Genomic DNA, 18,828 nt, shown 5'->3' with positions numbered 1-18,828 from the left:
CATGCTTGACGGGTAAGTCGCTGACCTGGTTGTGTGCGTCGTCCTTTCTGGATCGGCGGCTGGGTGGGTAGTGGATCAGCAGGCGATGGCCGAGTACCGGTATCGGGCCGTCCGGGAGGTCCTGGCGGGGTCTCCGGTGGGTGAGGTCGCGGCACGTTATGGCACGTCGCGGCAGTCTCTTCACACGTGGCGGCGCCGGTTTGAGGCCGAAGGCATTCCGGGCCTGACCGATCGGTCCCGGCGGCCGGCCTCGAGCCCGACCCGGCTGGCCGCGGACGTCGAAGCGGCTATCTGTGAATTGCGGCGTCGCCATCCCCGATGGGGCGCCCGCCGGATCGCCCACGAACTGGCCTCGGAGCCCGGAGCCGGTCCGTCGCGGGCGACGGTGCACCGGGTTCTTGCCCGCAACGGCCTGGTCCGGGAGCAGGAACAGCAACACAAGCGGGTCTATAAGCGCCGGCAGCGCGAGACACCGATGCACCTGTGGCAGCTGGACCTGGTCGGCGGGATCCGGCTGGCTTCGGGCCGGGAATGCAAGATGGTCACCGGCATCGACGACCACTCGAGGTTCATCGTGGTCGCCGCGGTGGTCGCGGTCCCGTCCGGCCGGGCGGTCGTGACGGCGTTCCTGGCCGCGTTGCGCCGGTTCGGGGCGCCGTTCGAGGTGCTCACGGACAACGGCGGACAGTTCACCGGCCGACACATCAAACCGCAGCCGGTCGAGGTGCTCTTCGAACGGGCCTGCCGCGAGAACGGCATCAACCAGCGGCTGACCAAGCCCCGGTCACCCACGACGACCGGAAAGATCGAACGGTTCCACCAGACCCTGCGCCGGGAGTTCCTCGACCACGCCGGACCGTTCGAGTCCGCCGCCGCGGCGCAGGCCGCAGTCGATGCCTGGGTGCAGGCCTATAACTATCAGCGGCCGCATCAGGCGATCGGGATGAGCACCCCGGCCAGCCTGTTCCGGCCGCATAACGCCCATCGCGAGCAGCAGCTTCACGAGGATCTGGGAACGGCTGCGCCTCCGGTCGTGACCGCTGCAGAGCCGGTGGAGACGGCGCTGCCGGCCGGCCTGGTGGGGATCGGGGTGATCGAGCCGCCTGTCTCACCGTCGGGCGCGGCGGTCGAGTTCGACCACCTCGTGCCCTCCGGCGGCGAGATCCCGATCGTCTCGGGCAAGCAGGTGGTCAGCGTCGGCCGCGGCCTGGCCGGGCAGACCGTGACGGTCTGGGCCGACCAGCGCAGCATCCACGTCAGCCTCCATGGGCAGGTCCTGCGCACCGCGCCATCCGCCTCACCCCGACTGACCTGGCCTATCTGACGATGCGCGGCGCCCGGCCCGCAGGGCCGCCGTCTGCCGGCGACGCCGTCCGCCGCCGCAATGGCGCGCCGGTTCTCGAACCCGGGCAGGCCATCGAGATTGAACGGCAAGTCCACCGTGACGGCGTCGTCCGGATCGGCGGCGGCACCCACGTTGTCGGCGCCGCCTGGGCCGGTCGCCGCATCACCCTCCGCCTCGACGGGCACCTCATGCACGCCATCGCCGACGGCGCCCTGGCCGGGACCTGGCCCAGCCCGCTCAGCCCGGAGAAAGCCGCGAAACTCATCGGCGCGCGCACCGCCACCACCAACCTTCCACCACCGCCGCTGCCCGCCGGATCCATCCGCGCGCTGCGCCGAGTCCACGCCCACGGCCGGATCTCGGTCAACAACCAGTGCATCAAGCTCGGCCAGCGTCACCGCGGGAAACTCGTCACCGTCGTCATCGAGGACACCCACTACCGCGTCCTACACAACGACGAAGAAATCGCCGTCCGGCCCCGCCGCGACACCGGCCCGATCACCCGCGTGCACTCCCGCGGGATGAACACCCAACCCGATCAACCGTCAAGCATGTCCTGACGACGATCGGTCAAGCATCCCCTGAGACCACACAGCGACAGCCTGACGAATGCACTCTCGTGCCGCTGTGTTCGCGTAGGGCTGGTCGGGGGCCGTGTTCGGGTCGGCGTACAGCCGTGAGCCCAGGCCGCGTTCGCGGTCCGGGCTGTCTGTTCAGGAGCAGTACGAGTAGGAGTTCCATCAAGTTGTCCAGGATCAAGGGGCAAGACCCACGTGGCAGACGGTGTCTCTCAGGTCTCGCCCGTAGCTGCCGATGAGAGCGACGTGGGTGCGCTGCTGGCAAGAATGCCGCGGGGGGCTCGGCTCTCGGATGGGTCGTGGTCAGCTCGCCATCGGATCGTGGGACGCATCCTTTGGTTGCACGTGCCGGTGCTGGTCCTGATCGGTGTGCTGGGGCCGATGGCCCGGTGGGAGGCTTTTGCTCTGTCGTCGGCGGTGGGAGTACTCGCGTTGGCCGGCACGTTCGGTACTTCGAAGAGGATTCGGGCAGAGTGCACGAGCGTGGGGCTCATCGCGTCGACCTTCGTGGCTATTGAGTTGTCCGGTGGCGAGATGGCCGCGCACATCCATCTCTACGCGATTCTGATCTTCATCGCGCTGTACCAGCAGTGGACGCCATTGATCTGGTCTGTCGGTGTAGTCGTCGTCCACCATGCGGGCCTGGGAATGCTGGAACCCGAGCGCGTTTTCGGCATGCACCACATGAGCAACCTTGATGCGTTGATCATGGTCGGTGTGCATGCCGGCCTGGCCGTGCTGGAAGTCATTGGCATTCTCGTCTTCTGGCGCTTCGCCGAGGAAACGGAGAGGGAAGCCGAGCAGTTGGCCGCGCGGACCGACCAGGAACGGCAAGAACGTACTCGGCTGGACCAGCAAGCTGCTGAACAGGCGTCCGAGAGCGAACGGCGGCGAGCGGCAGAGGCGGTTGAACGGTCCAGCCAGCTAGCGGCCGACGCCGGTGTCATCGGCGCCGGTGCCCAGGTAGCCCTCGATGCGGTGACGGCGGTCGAAGAGGAGCTATCGCGGCTGTCTGCCACCGTCCAAGATGTCGCCAGACGGTCGTCGAACGCGTCGGAAACCGCATCCGCTGGGCGTTCCGCCGCCCGGAGCGCATCGGAACGAGTGCAGAATCTCGAGCGATCGGTCGGAGAGATCGCCGAGGTCAATGCGCTTATCGCGCAGCTGGCCGGGCAGACCAACCTTTTGTCTCTCAATGCGACGATCGAAGCGGCCCGTGCCGGAGACCTCGGAAAAGGCTTCGCGGTGGTTGCCAGCGAAGTGAAGCAACTGGCGACCGAGACCGCTTCGTCGGCGGGTGAAGTCAGTCGGGTGATTGCGGCGATCGTCGGCGAGACCGCGGCTGTCGCGGAAAGTTTTACTTCCACCGCAGGAGTGGTGGAGACGGTAAAGGACTTGCAGGATGACATCGCTCGCGCCGTGGACGAACAGGCGGCCGTGCTGGCAGAGGTCACCCAGCAACTGGGTACCGCTTCGCAGGCATCTCGCGAGATCATGACCGGCCTCCGTCGACTCACCGGCAATACCACCGGCTGAAGAGCCCGCCCCGTCCGCAGTGGGCTGCATTGTCCGGCAGGCGGAGCCGAACGAACTCCTGGACGAACGCTGCGGTTTCCTACCATTGATGCGTCGGGAAACCGCCTGGAGCTCCAAGTCGGCTGACCATCGACGGCGCATCCCGAGGGCGCCGGCGGGTCATTGTTGGGCGCACTCGAATGCGATCTTCTGCCCGCGAGGTTGCAGCCGGCTTAGGCGTCTAGACGATGTCTCGTAACTCGGTCGGGGCGGTAGTGACCCCGTTCGGGTCAGCAGGTCATCCGGTCAGCGCGAGGTTGTGGAGCAGCGCGATGCCGGCTGCGGTGGCGTGGAGGGTGCGGGCGGCGCGGCGGTAATCGGAGGATTTTGTAGGTCTTCATCCGGGCGAAGCAGTGTTCGATGGCGGCTCTGACCTGCCGATGCTTGGTGTTCCATTCCTCTTGCCAGGCCGGTAACCGTTCCTGCCCGACAGCGCGGCGATAGGGCCGGATCACCTCCGGGTGGCCGCGGTAGGCGCCGTCGGCCGTGACGGGACGCCCGTTGAGCTGGTCTTTTATCCCTGAGTCGGTGTAGGCGATCGTGTCGTTGCGGTTGCCCGGCTGCGGCTGGCCGGCCGCGATGACCAGTCGGGTGTCCGCGTCGATGGCGACCTGCAGGTTGGTGGAGTACCGGTAGTTCTTCGACGACGCGGCGAGGGTGTGGTCGCGGGTCGGGACGAGAGTGCCGTCGACGATCGCGATCTGATCGACCCGGCGTTTACGCACCGGAGCCAGCGCGAGCAGCGGACCGAGGGTGTCCAGCACCCGGTGCACGGCCGAGTGGGAGACCTCGAACAGCGGCCCGAGCTGCCGCATCGTCAGGTTCGTCCGCCAGTAGGTGGCGATCAGCAGCACGCGGTCGGGCAGTTCCAAGGCCCACTGCCGGCCCGGACGGCCGTCCTGGATCTCCTCGCCGCCGCGTTTGGAGACCAGCCGCACCAGCTTGCGGAACTCGCCTGGGGATAGGCCGGTGAACGGCTCGATCCACTCTCGGCGGGACGCGGTGATGACCGGCGACGACACACCAGGCATCCTCCACGATGGCCGGTCGGCAGACCTCACCGGGTTACGAGACGTCCTCTAGGTCAAGCCCGGGGTCGTAGTGTGGTTGGTGGCGGGTCCGGGGAGTGACTTTTCCGAAGCGTCGATGTCGGGGTTGGGGAGACGATCACGGTGTGGGGGATGGTGATCCGACGGTGGGTCCGAAACTCTCAGCATCGTCTTTGGCTCGCCGATAGGAAACCGTTCTCTCCAGTGACCAGCCAGGTCGTCGATCGTCGACTGCGAGCACGCCGGGTAACTGGCCTTGTAAGCATCCAGGGCCTTACCGAAGGCAGCCACGTCGGACTGATAGGCATCAATATATTTGGTGACCCCTACGGCTATGCGTCGAGAGCGAGGTCGGGAGACCGAGCTTCAAGCGGCTCATCGTGCGCGACGACGCTACCGTGTCACCGACCACTACGTCGTCGTCGGCCGATCGATCCGGCGGCGATGAGGTGACCGCCGCGGTTGCTGCCGTCGGAGTCCGCCGACAGCATGCGGGTGCAGGTCGGGCCGGGTGTACGACATTGCGAAGTCTCCGACCAGCGAGAAGGCCTCGCACTGTTCGGCGACAGGTATTCGCAGATAGGACTTCTGGCGGCGGTCGAATCAGCCGACGGTAGCGCGAAACGCGCTGCTGTAGGGATGTTGTGTCCGGCCGGTGCCTTGCTCGTCTGGCGTCTGCGCCAAACGTTCAAAACTGCAACTGCATTTAGGAGGTACTCCGGTGTCCGACCGGCCGGACGACGCCGAGGTTCAGCCTGCTGACCGAGCAGGCCCGTATGAGCTCGTCAACGCTGCCGACGCCCGGCAGCCGGTCGAAAAGCGGCATGCCAGGCTCGTTCTGCAGGCGGGGCTCCTACGGCGCGGACGCCGAGTACGGACGATCCTCGGACGAGTGAACCCGGCAGGAGGAACGCGTCCTGATCCGCGACGTGCAGAGGATGGTGCGGGCGCTGCTCGACCGGCATGGCCGGACGCTGTCCGAGCGTGCCGGTATCCGGCTGGCTGACCGTCCCTCGCCGCTCTACCAGCTGCTGGTCCGGGCGACGCTGCTCAGCGCGCGGATCTCGGCCGGCGTCGCGGTGGCGGCCGCCGGTCAGCTGTTCCGTGCCGGTTACCGCACTCCGATGCGGATGCTCGATGCGAGCTGGCAGGACCGGGTCGACGCGCTGGGGCGCGGCCGTTACAAGCGCTACGACGAGCGGACGGCGACCCTGCTCGGGCGACGCGGCAGGGCTGTGTCAGAACCAGTGACGGAGCGATCTGCGGACGCTGCACGCCGAGGCGCCGGGTGATCCGGAAGCGCTGCGGACCAGGCTCACCAAGTTTCCCGGCATCGGACCCACCGGCACGGACATCTTCCTGCGCGAAGTCCAAGCGGTCTGGGCCGATGTGATGCCCTTCGCCGACCGCAAGGTCGGCGAAGGCGCGAAACGCCTGCACCTGCCGACCGATCCCGAGACGCTGGCCGGTCTGGTCGACGGCAGTGACCTGCCACATTTGTTCGCCGCGTTGGTCGAGGCGGCCTGTGACCGGAAGGCAGCTGACGCGCTCCTGGGCGCGGCAACTACATAGTTCGATCGGATGGCCGCCGGAGCGGTTCGGTCGGCCGGTTCGGGGCAGTCCAGCTGACCGCGCGGCCGACCGAGGGAGCAACGGCGAACAGCGGCACGCCCTTACGCGAGCAGTCCCCGCTGCGGCGGCCCACAACTCCGCGAAGCGGGCGTTGCCCTCGGTGAGGGTGCTGACGATGCTGGCCAGCCGATGATCGGGCCGACAGGCGCCGGTGCGCGAGACCGTTGATCGATAGCGAGCCGGGAGATGCTTCTGCCACCCGAGGGTCGGCTGGCGAGGGTCGCTCATTCGCGTCCGCAGCTCGAGGCCGAGTTCGGTGACGAAAGCCTTCGCCGATTCGAGCAGTCGCCGGCGGTGGGCGTCGCGATGGGCATCGAAGGAGGTCTGCTGTTGCCGACCACCAGCCCGGCAAGGAACTCTGTGGCCTCCCGGGCTGAGGCCGCACAACCCACTCGCCGGCGGCGAGAAACCGGGTTCGCGGGCCTCTGAAGCGGCGGCCGAGCGCGGGCGTGCCTTCCCGGCGCCGCGTCGATGTCCTCGACTGGGGCGAAGCGGATCCATCGCCCGGTGCGGGCGGCGTCGGTGGGGAGGATACCGGCTCAGGGCTGAATGCCGTCGGTGACCCAACTCTGGTAGTGACCGAGGCTGTCTGCGCGGTGTTCAGGCGCTGGAATAGAAGAAGCCGACCCTCCGGCCGTTCGACGCCGAACGGCGGGCGGCCCGCGGCTCGGCAGCCCTGCCGCGCGTTCCCCCACCCTCAATCGCCTGAATTTGTACACAGGCTCTCAGTGGATGATGAGGTGAGGTTCGAGGCCGACTGCCGCCAGCATTCGGCGAATTTCTGGCTGCCCATCGAGTCCGACGAGCTGAACAGTTTCGCACGCCGTAATGAGACGCGAGAGAAAATTCAGGCCGACGGCGGTGAAGAGCGCCACTTCGGAGAGGTCGACCACGGCAAATCGGAGTTTCGCTCGTTCTGCTTTACTGACGACTGAATCGAGTTCTCGCAATGACGCCACGTCGACGATTCCTATGAGCCGAACGAGTAACAGATTCTCGGATACCATCCATGCGCAGCGGGAAGAAGCGCTCATCGTTCGTGCCACTGGAAGTCACCTCTGATTCGGTGCATTTGTTGGCGTCGGCCCCCGTCCGCGACATGCGGAGAAAGGTTTGAAAGCCCGACGGGGGCGAGGACAGCTCAATCGAGCAGCGTGGGGCGCCGCGGTGCAGTCGGCCACTACGGCGCTCTTGGCCAGCTCGTTGACCAGGGTAGGTGCACTGGGTTTCGCAGCCTCGGCTCTAGGCCGGTGGACGTGGGTGCCGGGCGTCAATGGCAGTATGTCGGGCCGGGCGGGGGTCGGCGCGTGGTGCTGCGGAATGGGCGGCATCGGGTTCGCTGATAGTTGCGTGCGGCCGACACGCTATCGAACTCGGCGGCAACTATTGCGCGGCATTCGTGGGTGGGTGACTCTCGCATGCACTGACGACGATGAGTCTGGAGCTGAGCGGCACGGTTCTCCGGGGCAGTTAGACCCCATTCCCACACTTTCCATGTCCCGGTGGGAGATCTCCAATCGATGCGGTACGCCAGTGCGTTCTCCGCGCTCTCGGATTCGAACATTGTTGGCTGGAGCGGGAAGTCTGTGCGAGCGACGAGGATCGACACTAGGGTCATCACCACGGCGGTGAGTACGAGCTCGTTGGCTTTGCGGCCCTGCGGAGACATGCGTTCGGCCTGCTTCTGAGCGGATGAGGTCGCGCCCCGATCGAGATGACCGCTGACCGGTCCGGGCTGCCCCCCGGATCAGCAGGCGGTCCGTTCGGTGACGATCGGGTAGGTCAGGGAGCCGAGATGGCGACACGCCGGCCGAGCAGCATGCCCACTGCGAGCATGCCCACCCCGAGCAGGAGATGGAGCCAGTTGTCGGCCGTATTGACCGGGACGAAGTTCGCCGCGCTCCCTTGGTCGATCAGCAGGCCGTACACCCAGAGAATCAGGTAGATCGCGCCGCCCCCGACCAGGTAGCAGCGGGCACTCACCGGGGTACGTACCAGCATCACGCCGACGACCCCGAAGAGGAGGTGTACGGCGTTGTGAAGGGCCGAGACCTCGAAGAAGCCCAACAGTTTCGCGTGGGACAGGCGGCCGGCGGCGGACATTTGGTGGTAGTCGCTGGTGAGGCCCGGGACGAAGCTTGCGATTCCGACGAGCAGGAATACGGCTCCTACTGCGACGGCCGCGACTTGTATCAGCGGGCGCTTCGACATCCTCGTTTGTTGCTGACTGGCGAACACAGTTTGCTCCTTCGTCGCGCTGTGTCGGTCGATTTGGGTCGCCGACGCCCCGATCCGAGCTACAGGAAGCGGCCCGACTCGGCCGCTCCCGCCGTACTCGCGGCGGCGAGGCGCCAGGCACAGGTGATTCGTTGCCGCGGACCGGTCGGATTGGTCGATCTTGAGCCGGCGGTCGCGCGTCGTTGCGTCCGGTCGGCTTCGTCATGCGCTCTGGGCGTTCGACCAAATAGGAGACGTTCAGTTCGGTCCCACTCGGCGGGGACCGAAGCCGTCAGTGTCGGCGATCCGAGTCAGCCGGAGCAGGGACGCCGAGCCGAGTAGCTATCGCGAGTCAGAACGGCGGCGGCTCGAGGTGCAAGTTGGGATGGAGTTCCACGGCGTTGAGCACCTCGCGGACCAACGGAGGCACATTCCGCACGTCCATCGTGGTTCGCGTCCGGCTGCCGCGCGGGCTGCGGCATCCAGGCACGTGAGGCCGGCAGTGCCGAAGAACGTCACACCTCGCACATCGATCACGACCGCGTCGACGTCGCGAGCGACGCAGGCGTGTCCGAGTAACGCTGTCAGGCCGGGCGCGGTAACGGTGTCCAGCACCCCGTCGAGGTACACAACCAGGCACGCACCGCTTCTCGTCCGGACGGCACTCAATCCGTTCGGACCGTCAGGCCCGAAGGTCTCCGTATACGGCGCGGCGGGCACTGTAGGGTCCTGACCCTGAGAAAGAGGGGTCACGTAGATCGCCGATCGCCGCGCACTCCACGAGGAGCGCTCAGAAAGCATCCGATAACAGGAATCACGCTCGCGGATTACCGAAACGGCAGGGCCCAAACAGGTCGATCTGGGCGGAATTCGGCCGGGATAGGTCTGACCTCACGATTCGTGGTTAGACCCCGGGCGAGTTTTCCCACGAGCGAGCGCCACCGATCATTCGTCAACCGAGGGCAATCGTCCGTCACGGGCGGACCGACCTCCGTCGAGAGGAGCCCTCCAGTAGCTACCGGATCCTCTCCGACGCTCGTCCGGCTCAGCGACAGCGGGCAGACGGTCGCGGCACCGGAGGAAGACATCCGCGGCATGCGCGTCCGTGATCGCGACGGCGAGAAGATCGGCAAGGTCGACGACCTGCTCGTCGACGCAGACGAGCGCCGGGTCCGTTTCCTGCGCGTCGAATCCGGCGGGATCCTCGGCTTCGGAGCGACACCGTCGTTCGTGCCGGCCGAGGCGGTGACTCGCATCGACGAGGACGTGCACGTCGACCAGTCGGGCAAGGCGGTCGCGGATGCGCCCGCCTACGACCCGGAACTCACCGACGACATCGGCTGCTGCAGCAACTTGTACGGCTACAGCCCTTTCTGGGGCCCGGCACGCTCGGCGCGCCGTATCCGCTGCTGTCCGAACGACGACGCTGACGGTCTGCTGGCTCCTGGAGAAGGTGGTAGTCGTGCTTGGACATGATCCTGCTACGCGCGGACAATCCGCGTTTCATGTCGAGGGCCGCCCGCCTCAGCCGGGGCAAGTCGGTTCGGCGGGGCGGAACGTCGGCCCTCGCCGCGGCCTCCCTCGTGATGTCTGTGCCCTTACTGGTCTTCTTTGGCTGGTCGGCGGTCGTCGGCATCGTGGTCACCGTTCTGCTCGTCGCGTGGCTGATGTCTATGGGTCGGATCGCGTTCGACCGAGAACAGCCGTAACCCGGCCCAAGAATCTCGGGAACCGAGGGACGATGAAGCCCGGGCGGGGCCGCCGCGAGCCCTAGGCCCGTGTCTTTGGTGCCGTGTTCCAGGGCGGTAGCGGCCGGAAGAACTTAGGTGAATAGTCTTGGGGAGCTGCTCGGGTGGGATGCCGATACCGATGTCGGTTACGGTGACTTCGGTCGCCGGGGTTGCGGTGTCGTTGCCGCGGACCAGGGTTCTTTGATGGCGTTGCTAAGCAGGTTGTGGATGACCTGCCGCGGCCGGATCGCGTTGGGCGTCGTTGGCGGCGGCTGTCGGGCCGCTAGGGCTGCGTGGCCTTCGGCCGCTTGAGATCGAGCGCTGTGGCCCACTCGCTTAACGGTCTAGGCCGTCGGCGCTGCAGGGTTTGAGGAGCTAGCGGGCAGGGGTGACCGACGCTTGCGCGCCTCGTTCCGTCCGGACGGAGCTAGATCTTCGGTGGGGCTGCAACAGGGAGGCCGACGTGGTGGGTAGCCGACCGGCCCTCCGCGTCATGGTGGCGGCGGTCACGGCGTTGGACCAGGCTGTCGCGCATCCATCGTGCGGCTGTGGGCGGCGGCACGCTGAGATTTCCGCGACGCGGCGATAAGAGAGTCTGCTGTAGTGGGCAAGGGTAACGGCCTGACGCTGGGGCTCGGTGAGCGCTGGGCCTTCGCCATCTTCACTATTCGGTCGCGCGCTTCGTCCGCCCGGCCAGCTGATCGCAGTCCGCGATGGCGCGCCTCGGCGACTAGGTCATCCCAGGTGGGCTGGTCGGCATCCATGCAAGAAATCTCCCATCGAGTGGTCGCCGCAAGAAAACGACTCGATCCGCGCCGCTCGTCGAACGGTACGTAAAAATGGCGGCCAAATACGTCCCTTTCCACTGGTCGCCCTACGGGGATCCTCGCTGGCCGCGGACAATTCGACGTTCGAGTTGCGTCGATCTGGTTGATGCCGCTAATAGGAGATATCGAGGGTGATGCTGCCACACCGGCCGAGAAGGCGCGTGCGCTGCACGAGTACGCCGTCCGCGCACATTCGAATGCGCACGACCGTCAGCTGTACGCCGCGCGGTCGAAGCAGAACGCCGTAGCCGTGTGGAGCCAGGCATGGGACGCCGTCATGCGGGTGAGACATCTGCGTCGGCGGACCGAACCACCACACCCGGGAGCGCCCGAGGGGTGATCCACACTCGGGGGCATGGCAAGCTGGGTGCACCACCAGCCCCAGTAATGACGCGAATCATGCGATACCGGTCGAAGGCATAAGACCGAAGCGGCCGGCAGAGTCCTCCGCCGGCCGCCCCGTTCCTGCGATTCAGCGTTAGTCGTGCAGGTCAGGTCAGTGCCGGGCCGGAGTCGCTGCTGCCGGACAGCTGAGCGAGGAAGTCGTGGCACTGCTTGGCCCGCGCGGAGTCCTCGCTCATGACTTGTTCGAAGAACGACGCGATGTCGTCGCGTCCGGCGTTCTTGGCATCACGCACGTACTGGCCGTAGTCGTGGCCGGCTTTCAGCGAGTGGTACTGAACGGAGATCAGATCGAAGCTGACGTCGTCGAAGCCTGTTTCGCCGGTTGCCATCTTTCGGGCCTCCTCTCAGCGGCGGAGACCGCCGCTCGTGATCGGATGTGATCTTCTACCCGTCCTCCGACCGCCTACACCTGTGCCTGGCGTCGTCGAGCCGGTCGTGGTGGTGGTCGAGGGGGGCGTGGACGAGACGGCGAAGGGTTTCTGGTGCGGTGTAACCACGTTTGTCCTGGGCGATGAGGAAGTCGACGAGCCGGTCGAGGCCGAACTGTTCACCGTGCGTATCGCGGGCCTTGGGAGGCCATCGGTGTAGAAGAGGACCCGGGTCGCCAGGCCCGAGCCTCGTTCGGCCCGGGACCGGCCCGGTCGAGCCCTATACCCAGCGGGCGGGTGTGGTCGAACCTCGAGAATCTGCTGGAGGGAGTGGCCGCGGATGAGGACCGGGGGTGGGTGCCCGGCCAGCACCCAGTGCAGGTCTCCGGTGACGGTGTCGAGTTGGGCCAGCCCCCCGCTGACCAGTTTCCGCGCACCGAACTGCTCGTGCAGCGCTTGGCCGACGGCGGTGACGGCGGCAGGGAGGGTCCAGGCCACGGCGACGGGCGTTGCAGTAGGCGCCGCAGGTGAGCTTTCAGCCTCGCTAGCAGTATTCGTCGTCGGTCGGCGACGGCTCAGGCTCTGGAATGTACGAGCTGCCGGCTGGCGGGTTGCTCGCGAGAGTCCGTCGTCGCGGCCCGTTGCGGTGTATGGGTGCGGTAGGCATGGGACCACGGGTGTTGCGCCGAGGGCTGTCATCTACGGGGTGCGCGAACTTTCTGTAGTGCCGATGAGCGGTTGCGACAGTCGCACGGCCGGAACTGTCGGAGGTCGTTCCTATAGTGAATTCATGCGATGCACAGCGCCCAGTAAAGGGCACCGGACGTCCAGCGGTGCTGCCGCATGCCCCGTCCATGGCCGATCGTCGTATCGGCCTAACACGTCCTACTCGTCGCCAGGCTTCTCCCGCGATGGCGGGAGAAGCCGACCCTCCGGTGGCAGCGGTGGCAGCCACTCTGCGCGGCCGCGGTGGTCACCAGCCAACTCGCCCGTTGCCTACACCTCAGACGAGGTCGCGACGCTGGATCGCTACCGCAGGAAGGTCGAAGCGGTAGGACCGCGGACCGAGTATTATGATCTGTTCGTCTGCCGCGCCTGGGACGACCGGCGAAAGACCGCAACGGACTTGCACAACCTCCTCGAAACTGAGGGCGTGTCGGTCTGGTTTAGCGAGAAGGACATCATCCTTGGTCAGCCCTTCATGCGGGAGATCGACAAAGGCCTAGCCAAGACGCGAATCGGCCTCGTCCTCATCACGCCCGCATTCCTCAGGCGCGTCGAGAGCGGTGGGTATCCGAGAAGGAACTCTCGGAACTGCTCGCACGTGACCTGCTGATTCCTGTCGCGCATGGAGTTCACATATGACGAGATTCGGGCGGTCAGCCCGCTCCTTGGGTCCCGCAACGGGCTGAGCACCGAAGAGGACTCGATGAAAGGCATCGCCAAGAAGATCGCGGAACTTATCGCCGTGTGACGGCCCGGCGGATGCTCGGACTGTGACCTCGGTGCCCCTGTTGCGCTTACGCAACTATCTCACGCCTGGCGAGGATCGTAACGTCCGCTTCTTCCGCGGAGCGTTAGATGGACTCGGTTAGCCGTACATCTTCTTCGTAGTAGCCGACGCGGGCGTAGAACGCCCGCGTCGCGCGGTTGGCGGCACCGGTCTCCAGAGTCAAACGGCGCAGGCCACGGTCGCGCGCCCACTGTTCGGCGGCGCGCATCAGTAGCGAGCCGATGCCTCCGCGCTCGTGGCCCGCCTTCACCGCCAACTCCCCGACGTAGGCGTCTACCTCGCCGGTGAAGTGACGGCGCTCGCCAGCGGTCACAATCCTGACGATCTCATGGTTCGCGACGGCGACATGGACCTGGTGATCGGGGTCATCGAAGTGGTCGAGCGAGTCGCTAACCCAACCGGCAACAGCGGAGCCGACTGCTGAGGAGTCGCGCCACGACGCGACGCCGATCGTCAACCGAGGGGCAAGCGCTAGAACGACTCTCCGGTCCGCGGGGCTGGTACCCGCGCACAATCACATGGACATCAGGCATCACGCCATCGTGGCAGACCGAATGGCAGTTGATAAATGCCTACAGCCAGAGCTCTGAACCACCGGCCGTCGCACTCAAGAAGCCGCTGACCGAACTTTGCCAACGCCGAACGAGATGCCGCCTGCGCGGCGGGCTGCGAGCACTCAACAGCCGAATCGTATGCGTGTCGGGCAGGGACTGCCCAGAGTTCAGTTGACTTCGGCGGTTGAGCGGAGTCAGGCCGCGTGAGCGGTGTGGTGGAGTGTCTCGTATTCGATCGGGGTCAGCCGCCCGAGAGCGTTCTGGCGTCGGCGGCGGTGGTAGGTCTTTTCGATCCAGGTCACGATCGCCAGCCGGAGTTCTTGGCGGGTCGGCCAGCGGCACCGGTTGAGGACGTTCTTCTGCAGCAGCGCGAAGAACGATTCCATCGCGGCGTTGTCGGCGCAGGTCCCGACCCGGCCCATCGAACCGCGCGGCCCGGCGTCACGCAGGGCGTGCAGGTAGGCGTGGGACCGGAACTGGCTGCCTCGGTCCGAATGGACGATCGCCTCGGCCCGGCCGCGCAGGGCCAGAGCGTTGCGCAACGCGTTGACCGCCAGGTCAGAGGTCATGCGGGCGTCGATGGAGTAGCCCACGATCCGCCGTGAGCAGGCGTCTTTGACTGCGCAGAGATAGAGCTTGCCCTCGGCGGTCGGATGCTCGGTGATGTCGGTGAGCCAGAGCTGATTCGGTTCGGCCGCGGTGAACTCGCGTCGGACCAGGTCGTCATGGACCGGCGGTCCGGGCCGTCGGCTGCGGCCGCGTTTGCGGGCGTGAGCTGACCAGAGGCGCTGCTGGGTGCAGAGCCGGTTGACCCGGTTGCCGCTCGCGACGATGCCCTGATCAGCGAGTTCGTCGGCGATGAATCGATAGCCGAATTCCGGGTCGTCGTGGTGGATGTCGATGGCGGCATTGATCAAATGGGCGTCGTCCCAGTCCCGGTCGGTGATCGGTCGGGTCTTCCACTGGTAGAAGGCTTGTTTGGAGAAACCCAGCGTCCGGCAGGTCACCGCAACGCCGAACACCATCAGCGGCAAGGTCGAGGACCAGCGGATACGTCTGTGAGGCTTCGGGGCGGCAGATCCGGACGGGTGCTGCCAGGGTCGGGTCCGGCGGCGCGAGGTGACTCACGATATATCTGGCCGAGCGCTGACACCTCTGCTGGCGCGCGTACCGCAGTGTCGTCGTTGCGCCCGCACGGACCAGCTCACCGTCTGGGAGCTGCCGCCCGGCGGACCTGCTCGACCGCGACACCGTCGTCGGGGCCGCCGCCGTCCGGGCCCGACGGCTGCTGACCACGCCCGATCGGCCACGGCGTAGGAACGGCGCCATCCACCTCGACGGTGCGCGCTCTGGCGAATGCACGCGCTGTCCGCTCGCGCCGGCTCGTGAGGCGATCCGGGGCTCGTCGTGTATTTGGCGGGCTGTGGTCGGCGCTTCTGCTCGGGCGGTCGCCTGTCGGTCGGCGTCTCGGCCGGGCGCCCGCCGTCTCTCAGCGGAGAGTGAGGCCGGTGGCTGCGGCCAATGCGATGAGCGTGACCACCAGAACCTGCACGAGGTCGCACAAGGCATCGCCCCGGAGGCTCGGGTGGTCTATGTCGACCACGACCCCCTGGTCCTCGTCCACGCGCGAGCTCTACTGGTCAGCAGCGCCGAAGGGCAGACCGCCTACCTTCAGGCCGACCTGTCCGACCCGGACAACATTCTGCGCAGTGACGAGGTCACCCGGACTCTCGACCTGACCCGGCCGGTGGGGCTGAGCTTGATCGCGGTCCTGCACTTCTTCAAAGACGCCCAGAACCCCTACGGGCTGGTGCGGCAGCTGGTCGACGCGCTGCCGCCGGGGTCGTACCTGGCGATGAGCCACAACAGCTGGGACTACTACGACCCTGACCAGCGCCGGCTGCTGGAGCCGGCGGTCAGCGCCGAGGGCCAGCCCCGCACCCGCGAGGAGTTCGCGCGGTTTTTCGACGGCCTGGAGCTGGTCGAGCCGGGCGTGTCACTAATCCACCGGTGGCGTCGCGAAGACTCGTCGGACTTGCCGATGCCCGAGGACCACGAGACCTCCGCCTACGGCGCCGTCGCCCGTATACCGTAGGCGCCGGTCCCTGCGGTAACACGCGTGTCGGCTGAGCGCGCCCTCTCCGTGGAGACCTCTGCCGCGGACACGTCGACCTGCCACGTGCTGGCCTCAGCAAACGGCGGCCCACTACCAAGACACGCCGGGCGCGACAACCCGTTCTCACTCCCAGTCGCCACTCACCGCCTCACGACGGGGCACCCGCGAGAAATCGCCGAGGTCGCCGGATGGCCGGTGGAGAGGGCCTCGCCTGCTCGCGACGAACCCGGCGGTGGCTGATCCAGCGCGTTCTCCGGTAGGCGAATCAAGGATCTGGGCTGAGGGTCCGCTGTGGGGCCGCGCCGTGTGTCAGCGGCGCGGCCCCGCTTCGCGTCGGCTCGCGGGTTTCGGGCGCGCACGCCGATACGATGCGGTGATTCTCCTGCGATACGACCGTTTCGGGGCGTCGTCCGGTCGCGTTAGGCACACGGCCCGTCTCTCGGCAAGGTTCACGACCCGCGCGGTGGTCGACGTCAAGGCCTCGACGCCGGCGCGCCGCAGATCGCTGATCCGAGGTGTCCGGGCTAGGTCGTGGGCGCGAGCCGGCGGTGCCGGGTGAGGCTATGCAGCTGTCGGGTGGTGGCTGCGGACAGGTCGCTGAGCAGGACGGCGGGAAAGCCCGAGTGACGAAGCGCGGTCACGGCGTCGGGTTCGTCGTCGATGAATGCGCCCAGCCCGTCCCGGTCATGGACGAAGGCGCAGTGCGCGGCTTTGATCGTGGCGGCGGGACCGAGCGTGGGGAACTGACTGTGGACGTAGCCGGTCTTGCCGTTGCTGGGCGACCGGGAGTACAGATACCCGGCGGGTAGGCCGCGGGCGGCCAGCCAGTCACGTGTGGCGCGGGCAGCCCAGTACGGGCGGGTGGTGGAGTACTGCGCGCGCGCACCGATCGCGGTCAGTGCGTGGACCAGCTCGGCGCCGGCTTCGATGAGCCCGGCCTCGGGGATGTGGGCGAAGAACGCCGTCCACCGTTTCCGCGCGCCGGTCTCGCTGCCGGGAGACAGCTCGTGTTCGAACGGGCGCAGGTCCGCCAGTACTCCTTCGACGTCGACCAGCACCGCCGGTGACCGGTAGTCGCCGGGGTTGGCGGGCGAGCAGGCTCGGGCTCTCGACACGCGCCGTGCGCCGCCTCTCTCGGCGGTCCTGGAGGTCAGCTGCAGCGGCGCCAGTAGCCGTTCACGTAGGTGCCGTCTTTGCGGTACTAGCCGTTGACGTAACACTGCCCGGGACGAGGGTCTGGGAGATGACGCCGACGAGGGGGTCATGTGCAGCCTCTGCCCCATCACGCCGACACGCTCGGGATTTTCGGTCTTTGACAGGCCGCGAGCTCACCCGAGGCTGCGCCGTAGCGCGGAGACGGCGGTCTTCACGTAGGCGGTGAGCGGACGGTCGCGCCCGTCTAGGTGCCACTGCTCCAGCGCGCCGAAGTAGATGCCGAAGAAGTAGCTCCGTGCGGTGACGCGGGCCTGGATGGGATCCACGCCCTGGGCGTGAAGCAGGGTGACCAGGCGTTCGCTGATCGCGTCGCCGGAGGCGTATACCGCGGCGCGGACTGTCGGTTCTTCCAGGACGTAGCGCATGCCGCGCCAGGCGCTGCCGCTGGAGTGGGTCGCGATGCGCGCGATGATCCGCCCGATCGAGCCGGGCAGGTCATCGGGATCGACTTCCTCCTCAAGCAAGTCGACGCCGGCGACGGCGTAGGTGTCGGTTGCGAACAGGCCCTCCTTCGTGCCGAAGTACCGGTAAAAGGTGCTCGGCGAGACGCCGGCAGCAGCGGCGATTTCCTCGATGGTGACCTGCGCGTAGCCGCGTTCGTCGAACAGGTCGAGCGCCGTGACGATGACCCGTTCGATCGTGGCCAGCCGGTTCTGCTCGCGGAGGGTGAGCGGCATCCGTACAGATTACGTCCGCCCACATTTTGGTAGTGACAGTCAAGTTGACAGTTACTTTCATAGTCTCGATGATCGGGGAACGAAATCGCCGAACGCCGAGGAGTTCGTGGCTGATGACGCCTACCACCGTCCCTGCTATCGAGGCCGTGGGCCTCCTCAAGACCTTCGGACGCACGCGGGCCCTGGATGGGCTCGACCTGACCGTGGAGCAGGGGGAGGTGCATGGTTTCCTCGGCCCGAACGGAGCGGGGAAGTCCACGACGATCAGGGCGCTGCTGGGCCAGCTACGGCTGACCGGCGGCGCGGCCCGGGTGTTCGGTCTGGACTGCTGGCGCGAGGCCGCCGCTGCCCACCGGCGCGTCGCGTACGTCCCCGGCGACGTGGCGCTGTGGCCAGGACTCACCGGCGGTGAATGCATTGACATCCTGGCGCGAGCGCAGGGACGCCCGAACGAGAAGCGGCGAACCGAGCTGATCGCCCGGTTCCAGCTGGATCCGACGAAGCGGACCCGGACCTACTCCAAAGGCAACCGGCAGAAGGTCGCGCTGTGCGCAGCACTGTCGACCGATGCCGACCTCCTGCTCCTCGACGAACCGACCTCGGGCCTGGATCCGCTGATGGAGGCGGTCTTTCAGCAGTGCATCCGGGAGGCGACGGAGGAGGGCCGCACGGTACTGCTCTCCAGTCACATCCTGGCCGAGGTCGAGGCGTTGTGTGACCGGGTGAGCATCGTGCGCAACGGCCAGGTGATTACCCGCGGCAGCCTGGAGGAGCTGCGCGCCCACACCCTCACCCAGGTCACGGCCGTCACGGACAACCCGATCCCGGGCCTGGACAACGTCGCGGGTGTGACCGCCCTGGTGACCGAGGATGCCCGGGAGGTCGTCCGGACCTCGTTCAAGACCGTCGCGGAAGCTCTCGGAGAATCCCTGGCGCTGGTCGCGGCCTGTCATCCCACGTCGCTGACGGTGGAACCGCCGAGCCTCGATGAGCTCTTCCTGGCCTGGCACGGGGCCGTGTCATGACC

The 18,828-nt window shown here is 66.9% G+C and carries 15 protein-coding genes and 5 pseudogenes; 10 read left to right on the top strand and 10 right to left on the bottom strand.

Annotated elements, in window-relative coordinates; translation table 11 throughout:
• Window positions 1-85 precede the first annotated feature (85 nt).
• Window positions 86-1,905, top strand: a pseudogene (locus tag ACGFY5_RS44165) (IS481 family transposase).
• Window positions 1,906-2,244: 339 nt separating this feature from the next.
• The gene (locus tag ACGFY5_RS44160) at window positions 2,245-3,459 is read left to right on the top strand and encodes a methyl-accepting chemotaxis protein (RefSeq protein WP_392730974.1); all 1,215 of its coding nucleotides are present in this window, start codon (window positions 2,245-2,247) and stop codon (window positions 3,457-3,459) included.
• A 277-nt stretch (window positions 3,460-3,736) separates the two neighbouring features.
• On the opposite strand, the pseudogene ACGFY5_RS44155 reads toward ACGFY5_RS44160, so the two are convergent.
• Window positions 3,737-4,529: pseudogene (locus ACGFY5_RS44155) on the bottom strand (transposase family protein).
• Between the two features lie 956 nt (window positions 4,530-5,485).
• Here ACGFY5_RS44155 and ACGFY5_RS44150 point away from each other — a divergent pair.
• A pseudogene (locus tag ACGFY5_RS44150) lies at window positions 5,486-6,119 on the top strand (hypothetical protein).
• Window positions 6,120-6,904: 785 nt separating this feature from the next.
• Here the strand turns inward: ACGFY5_RS44150 and ACGFY5_RS44145 are convergent.
• From ACGFY5_RS44145 to ACGFY5_RS44135, 3 genes are all read right to left on the bottom strand, one after another.
• Window positions 6,905-7,186 carry an STAS domain-containing protein gene (locus ACGFY5_RS44145; protein WP_392731033.1) on the bottom strand — a complete coding sequence of 94 codons (282 nt, stop codon included), beginning with the start codon at window positions 7,184-7,186 and terminating at the stop codon, window positions 6,905-6,907.
• 775 nt (window positions 7,187-7,961) lie between these two features.
• A complete protein-coding gene (locus ACGFY5_RS44140; RefSeq protein ID WP_392731031.1) occupies window positions 7,962-8,390 on the bottom strand; it encodes a DUF4383 domain-containing protein in 429 nt (142 codons plus the stop codon).
• A 348-nt stretch (window positions 8,391-8,738) separates the two neighbouring features.
• Window positions 8,739-9,197, bottom strand: coding sequence for an STAS domain-containing protein (locus ACGFY5_RS44135; RefSeq protein ID WP_392731030.1), 459 nt, complete (start codon window positions 9,195-9,197; stop codon window positions 8,739-8,741).
• 294 nt (window positions 9,198-9,491) lie between these two features.
• Here ACGFY5_RS44135 and ACGFY5_RS44130 point away from each other — a divergent pair, with 294 nt between their 5' ends.
• Window positions 9,492-9,872: a PRC-barrel domain-containing protein gene (locus ACGFY5_RS44130; protein ID WP_392730972.1), complete on the top strand. Its 381-nt coding sequence runs from the start codon at window positions 9,492-9,494 to the stop codon at window positions 9,870-9,872.
• Window positions 9,863-10,105 carry a hypothetical protein gene (locus ACGFY5_RS44125; protein ID WP_392730970.1) on the top strand — a complete coding sequence of 81 codons (243 nt, stop codon included), beginning with the start codon at window positions 9,863-9,865 and terminating at the stop codon, window positions 10,103-10,105. Before ACGFY5_RS44130 ends, ACGFY5_RS44125 begins: the two co-directional genes overlap by 10 nt.
• 1,339 nt (window positions 10,106-11,444) lie before the next feature.
• Here the strand turns inward: ACGFY5_RS44125 and ACGFY5_RS44120 are convergent.
• Complete coding sequence (locus ACGFY5_RS44120) at window positions 11,445-11,687, bottom strand: acyl carrier protein (RefSeq protein WP_392730969.1); 243 nt, start codon at window positions 11,685-11,687, stop codon at window positions 11,445-11,447.
• An 82-nt stretch (window positions 11,688-11,769) separates the two neighbouring features.
• Here ACGFY5_RS44120 and ACGFY5_RS44115 point away from each other — a divergent pair, with 82 nt between their 5' ends.
• Window positions 11,770-11,946, top strand: coding sequence for a hypothetical protein (locus tag ACGFY5_RS44115; protein ID WP_392731041.1), 177 nt, complete (start codon window positions 11,770-11,772; stop codon window positions 11,944-11,946).
• Between the two features lie 44 nt (window positions 11,947-11,990).
• Here the strand turns inward: ACGFY5_RS44115 and ACGFY5_RS44110 are convergent.
• Window positions 11,991-12,425, bottom strand: a pseudogene (locus tag ACGFY5_RS44110) (SpoIIE family protein phosphatase); the annotation flags it as partial.
• A gap of 31 nt (window positions 12,426-12,456) precedes the next feature.
• Between ACGFY5_RS44110 and ACGFY5_RS44105 the strand changes: the two are divergent.
• Together ACGFY5_RS44105 and ACGFY5_RS44100 are read left to right on the top strand one after the other, a co-directional pair.
• On the top strand, window positions 12,457-13,062 hold the full coding sequence (locus ACGFY5_RS44105) for a toll/interleukin-1 receptor domain-containing protein (RefSeq protein ID WP_392731028.1): 606 nt from the start codon (window positions 12,457-12,459) through the stop codon (window positions 13,060-13,062).
• Between the two features lie 12 nt (window positions 13,063-13,074).
• Window positions 13,075-13,200: a hypothetical protein gene (locus tag ACGFY5_RS44100; protein ID WP_392730967.1), complete on the top strand. Its 126-nt coding sequence runs from the start codon at window positions 13,075-13,077 to the stop codon at window positions 13,198-13,200.
• Window positions 13,201-13,303: 103 nt separating this feature from the next.
• On the opposite strand, the gene ACGFY5_RS44095 is transcribed toward ACGFY5_RS44100, so the two are convergent.
• On the bottom strand, window positions 13,304-13,696 hold the full coding sequence (locus tag ACGFY5_RS44095) for a GNAT family N-acetyltransferase (RefSeq protein WP_392730965.1): 393 nt from the start codon (window positions 13,694-13,696) through the stop codon (window positions 13,304-13,306).
• A 291-nt stretch (window positions 13,697-13,987) separates the two neighbouring features.
• A pseudogene (locus ACGFY5_RS44090) lies at window positions 13,988-14,846 on the bottom strand (IS3 family transposase); the annotation flags it as partial.
• 370 nt (window positions 14,847-15,216) lie between these two features.
• Between ACGFY5_RS44090 and ACGFY5_RS44085 the strand changes: the two are divergent.
• Window positions 15,217-15,888, top strand: a complete 672-nt coding sequence (locus ACGFY5_RS44085) for an SAM-dependent methyltransferase (protein WP_392730963.1) — start codon at window positions 15,217-15,219, stop codon at window positions 15,886-15,888.
• Between the two features lie 545 nt (window positions 15,889-16,433).
• On the opposite strand, the gene ACGFY5_RS44080 is transcribed toward ACGFY5_RS44085, so the two are convergent.
• Window positions 16,434-17,024 (bottom strand): hypothetical protein, encoded by a 591-nt coding sequence (locus ACGFY5_RS44080; protein ID WP_392730961.1) that lies wholly within the window; start codon window positions 17,022-17,024, stop codon window positions 16,434-16,436.
• 213 nt (window positions 17,025-17,237) lie between these two features.
• A complete protein-coding gene (locus ACGFY5_RS44075) occupies window positions 17,238-17,801 on the bottom strand; it encodes a TetR/AcrR family transcriptional regulator (protein WP_392730959.1) in 564 nt (187 codons plus the stop codon).
• Window positions 17,802-17,914: 113 nt separating this feature from the next.
• Here ACGFY5_RS44075 and ACGFY5_RS44070 point away from each other — a divergent pair, with 113 nt between their 5' ends.
• Entirely contained in the window at window positions 17,915-18,826 is a 912-nt protein-coding gene (locus ACGFY5_RS44070; RefSeq protein ID WP_392730957.1) for an ATP-binding cassette domain-containing protein, read from the top strand.
• Window positions 18,827-18,828: the final 2 nt, after the last annotated feature.

Origin of the sequence: Cryptosporangium sp. NPDC048952 (assembly GCF_043197895.1) — a bacterium.
In the GTDB taxonomy this organism is placed as follows: Bacteria; Actinomycetota; Actinomycetes; order Mycobacteriales; family Cryptosporangiaceae; genus Cryptosporangium.
This window is presented reverse-complemented; position numbering and strand designations above follow the sequence as displayed.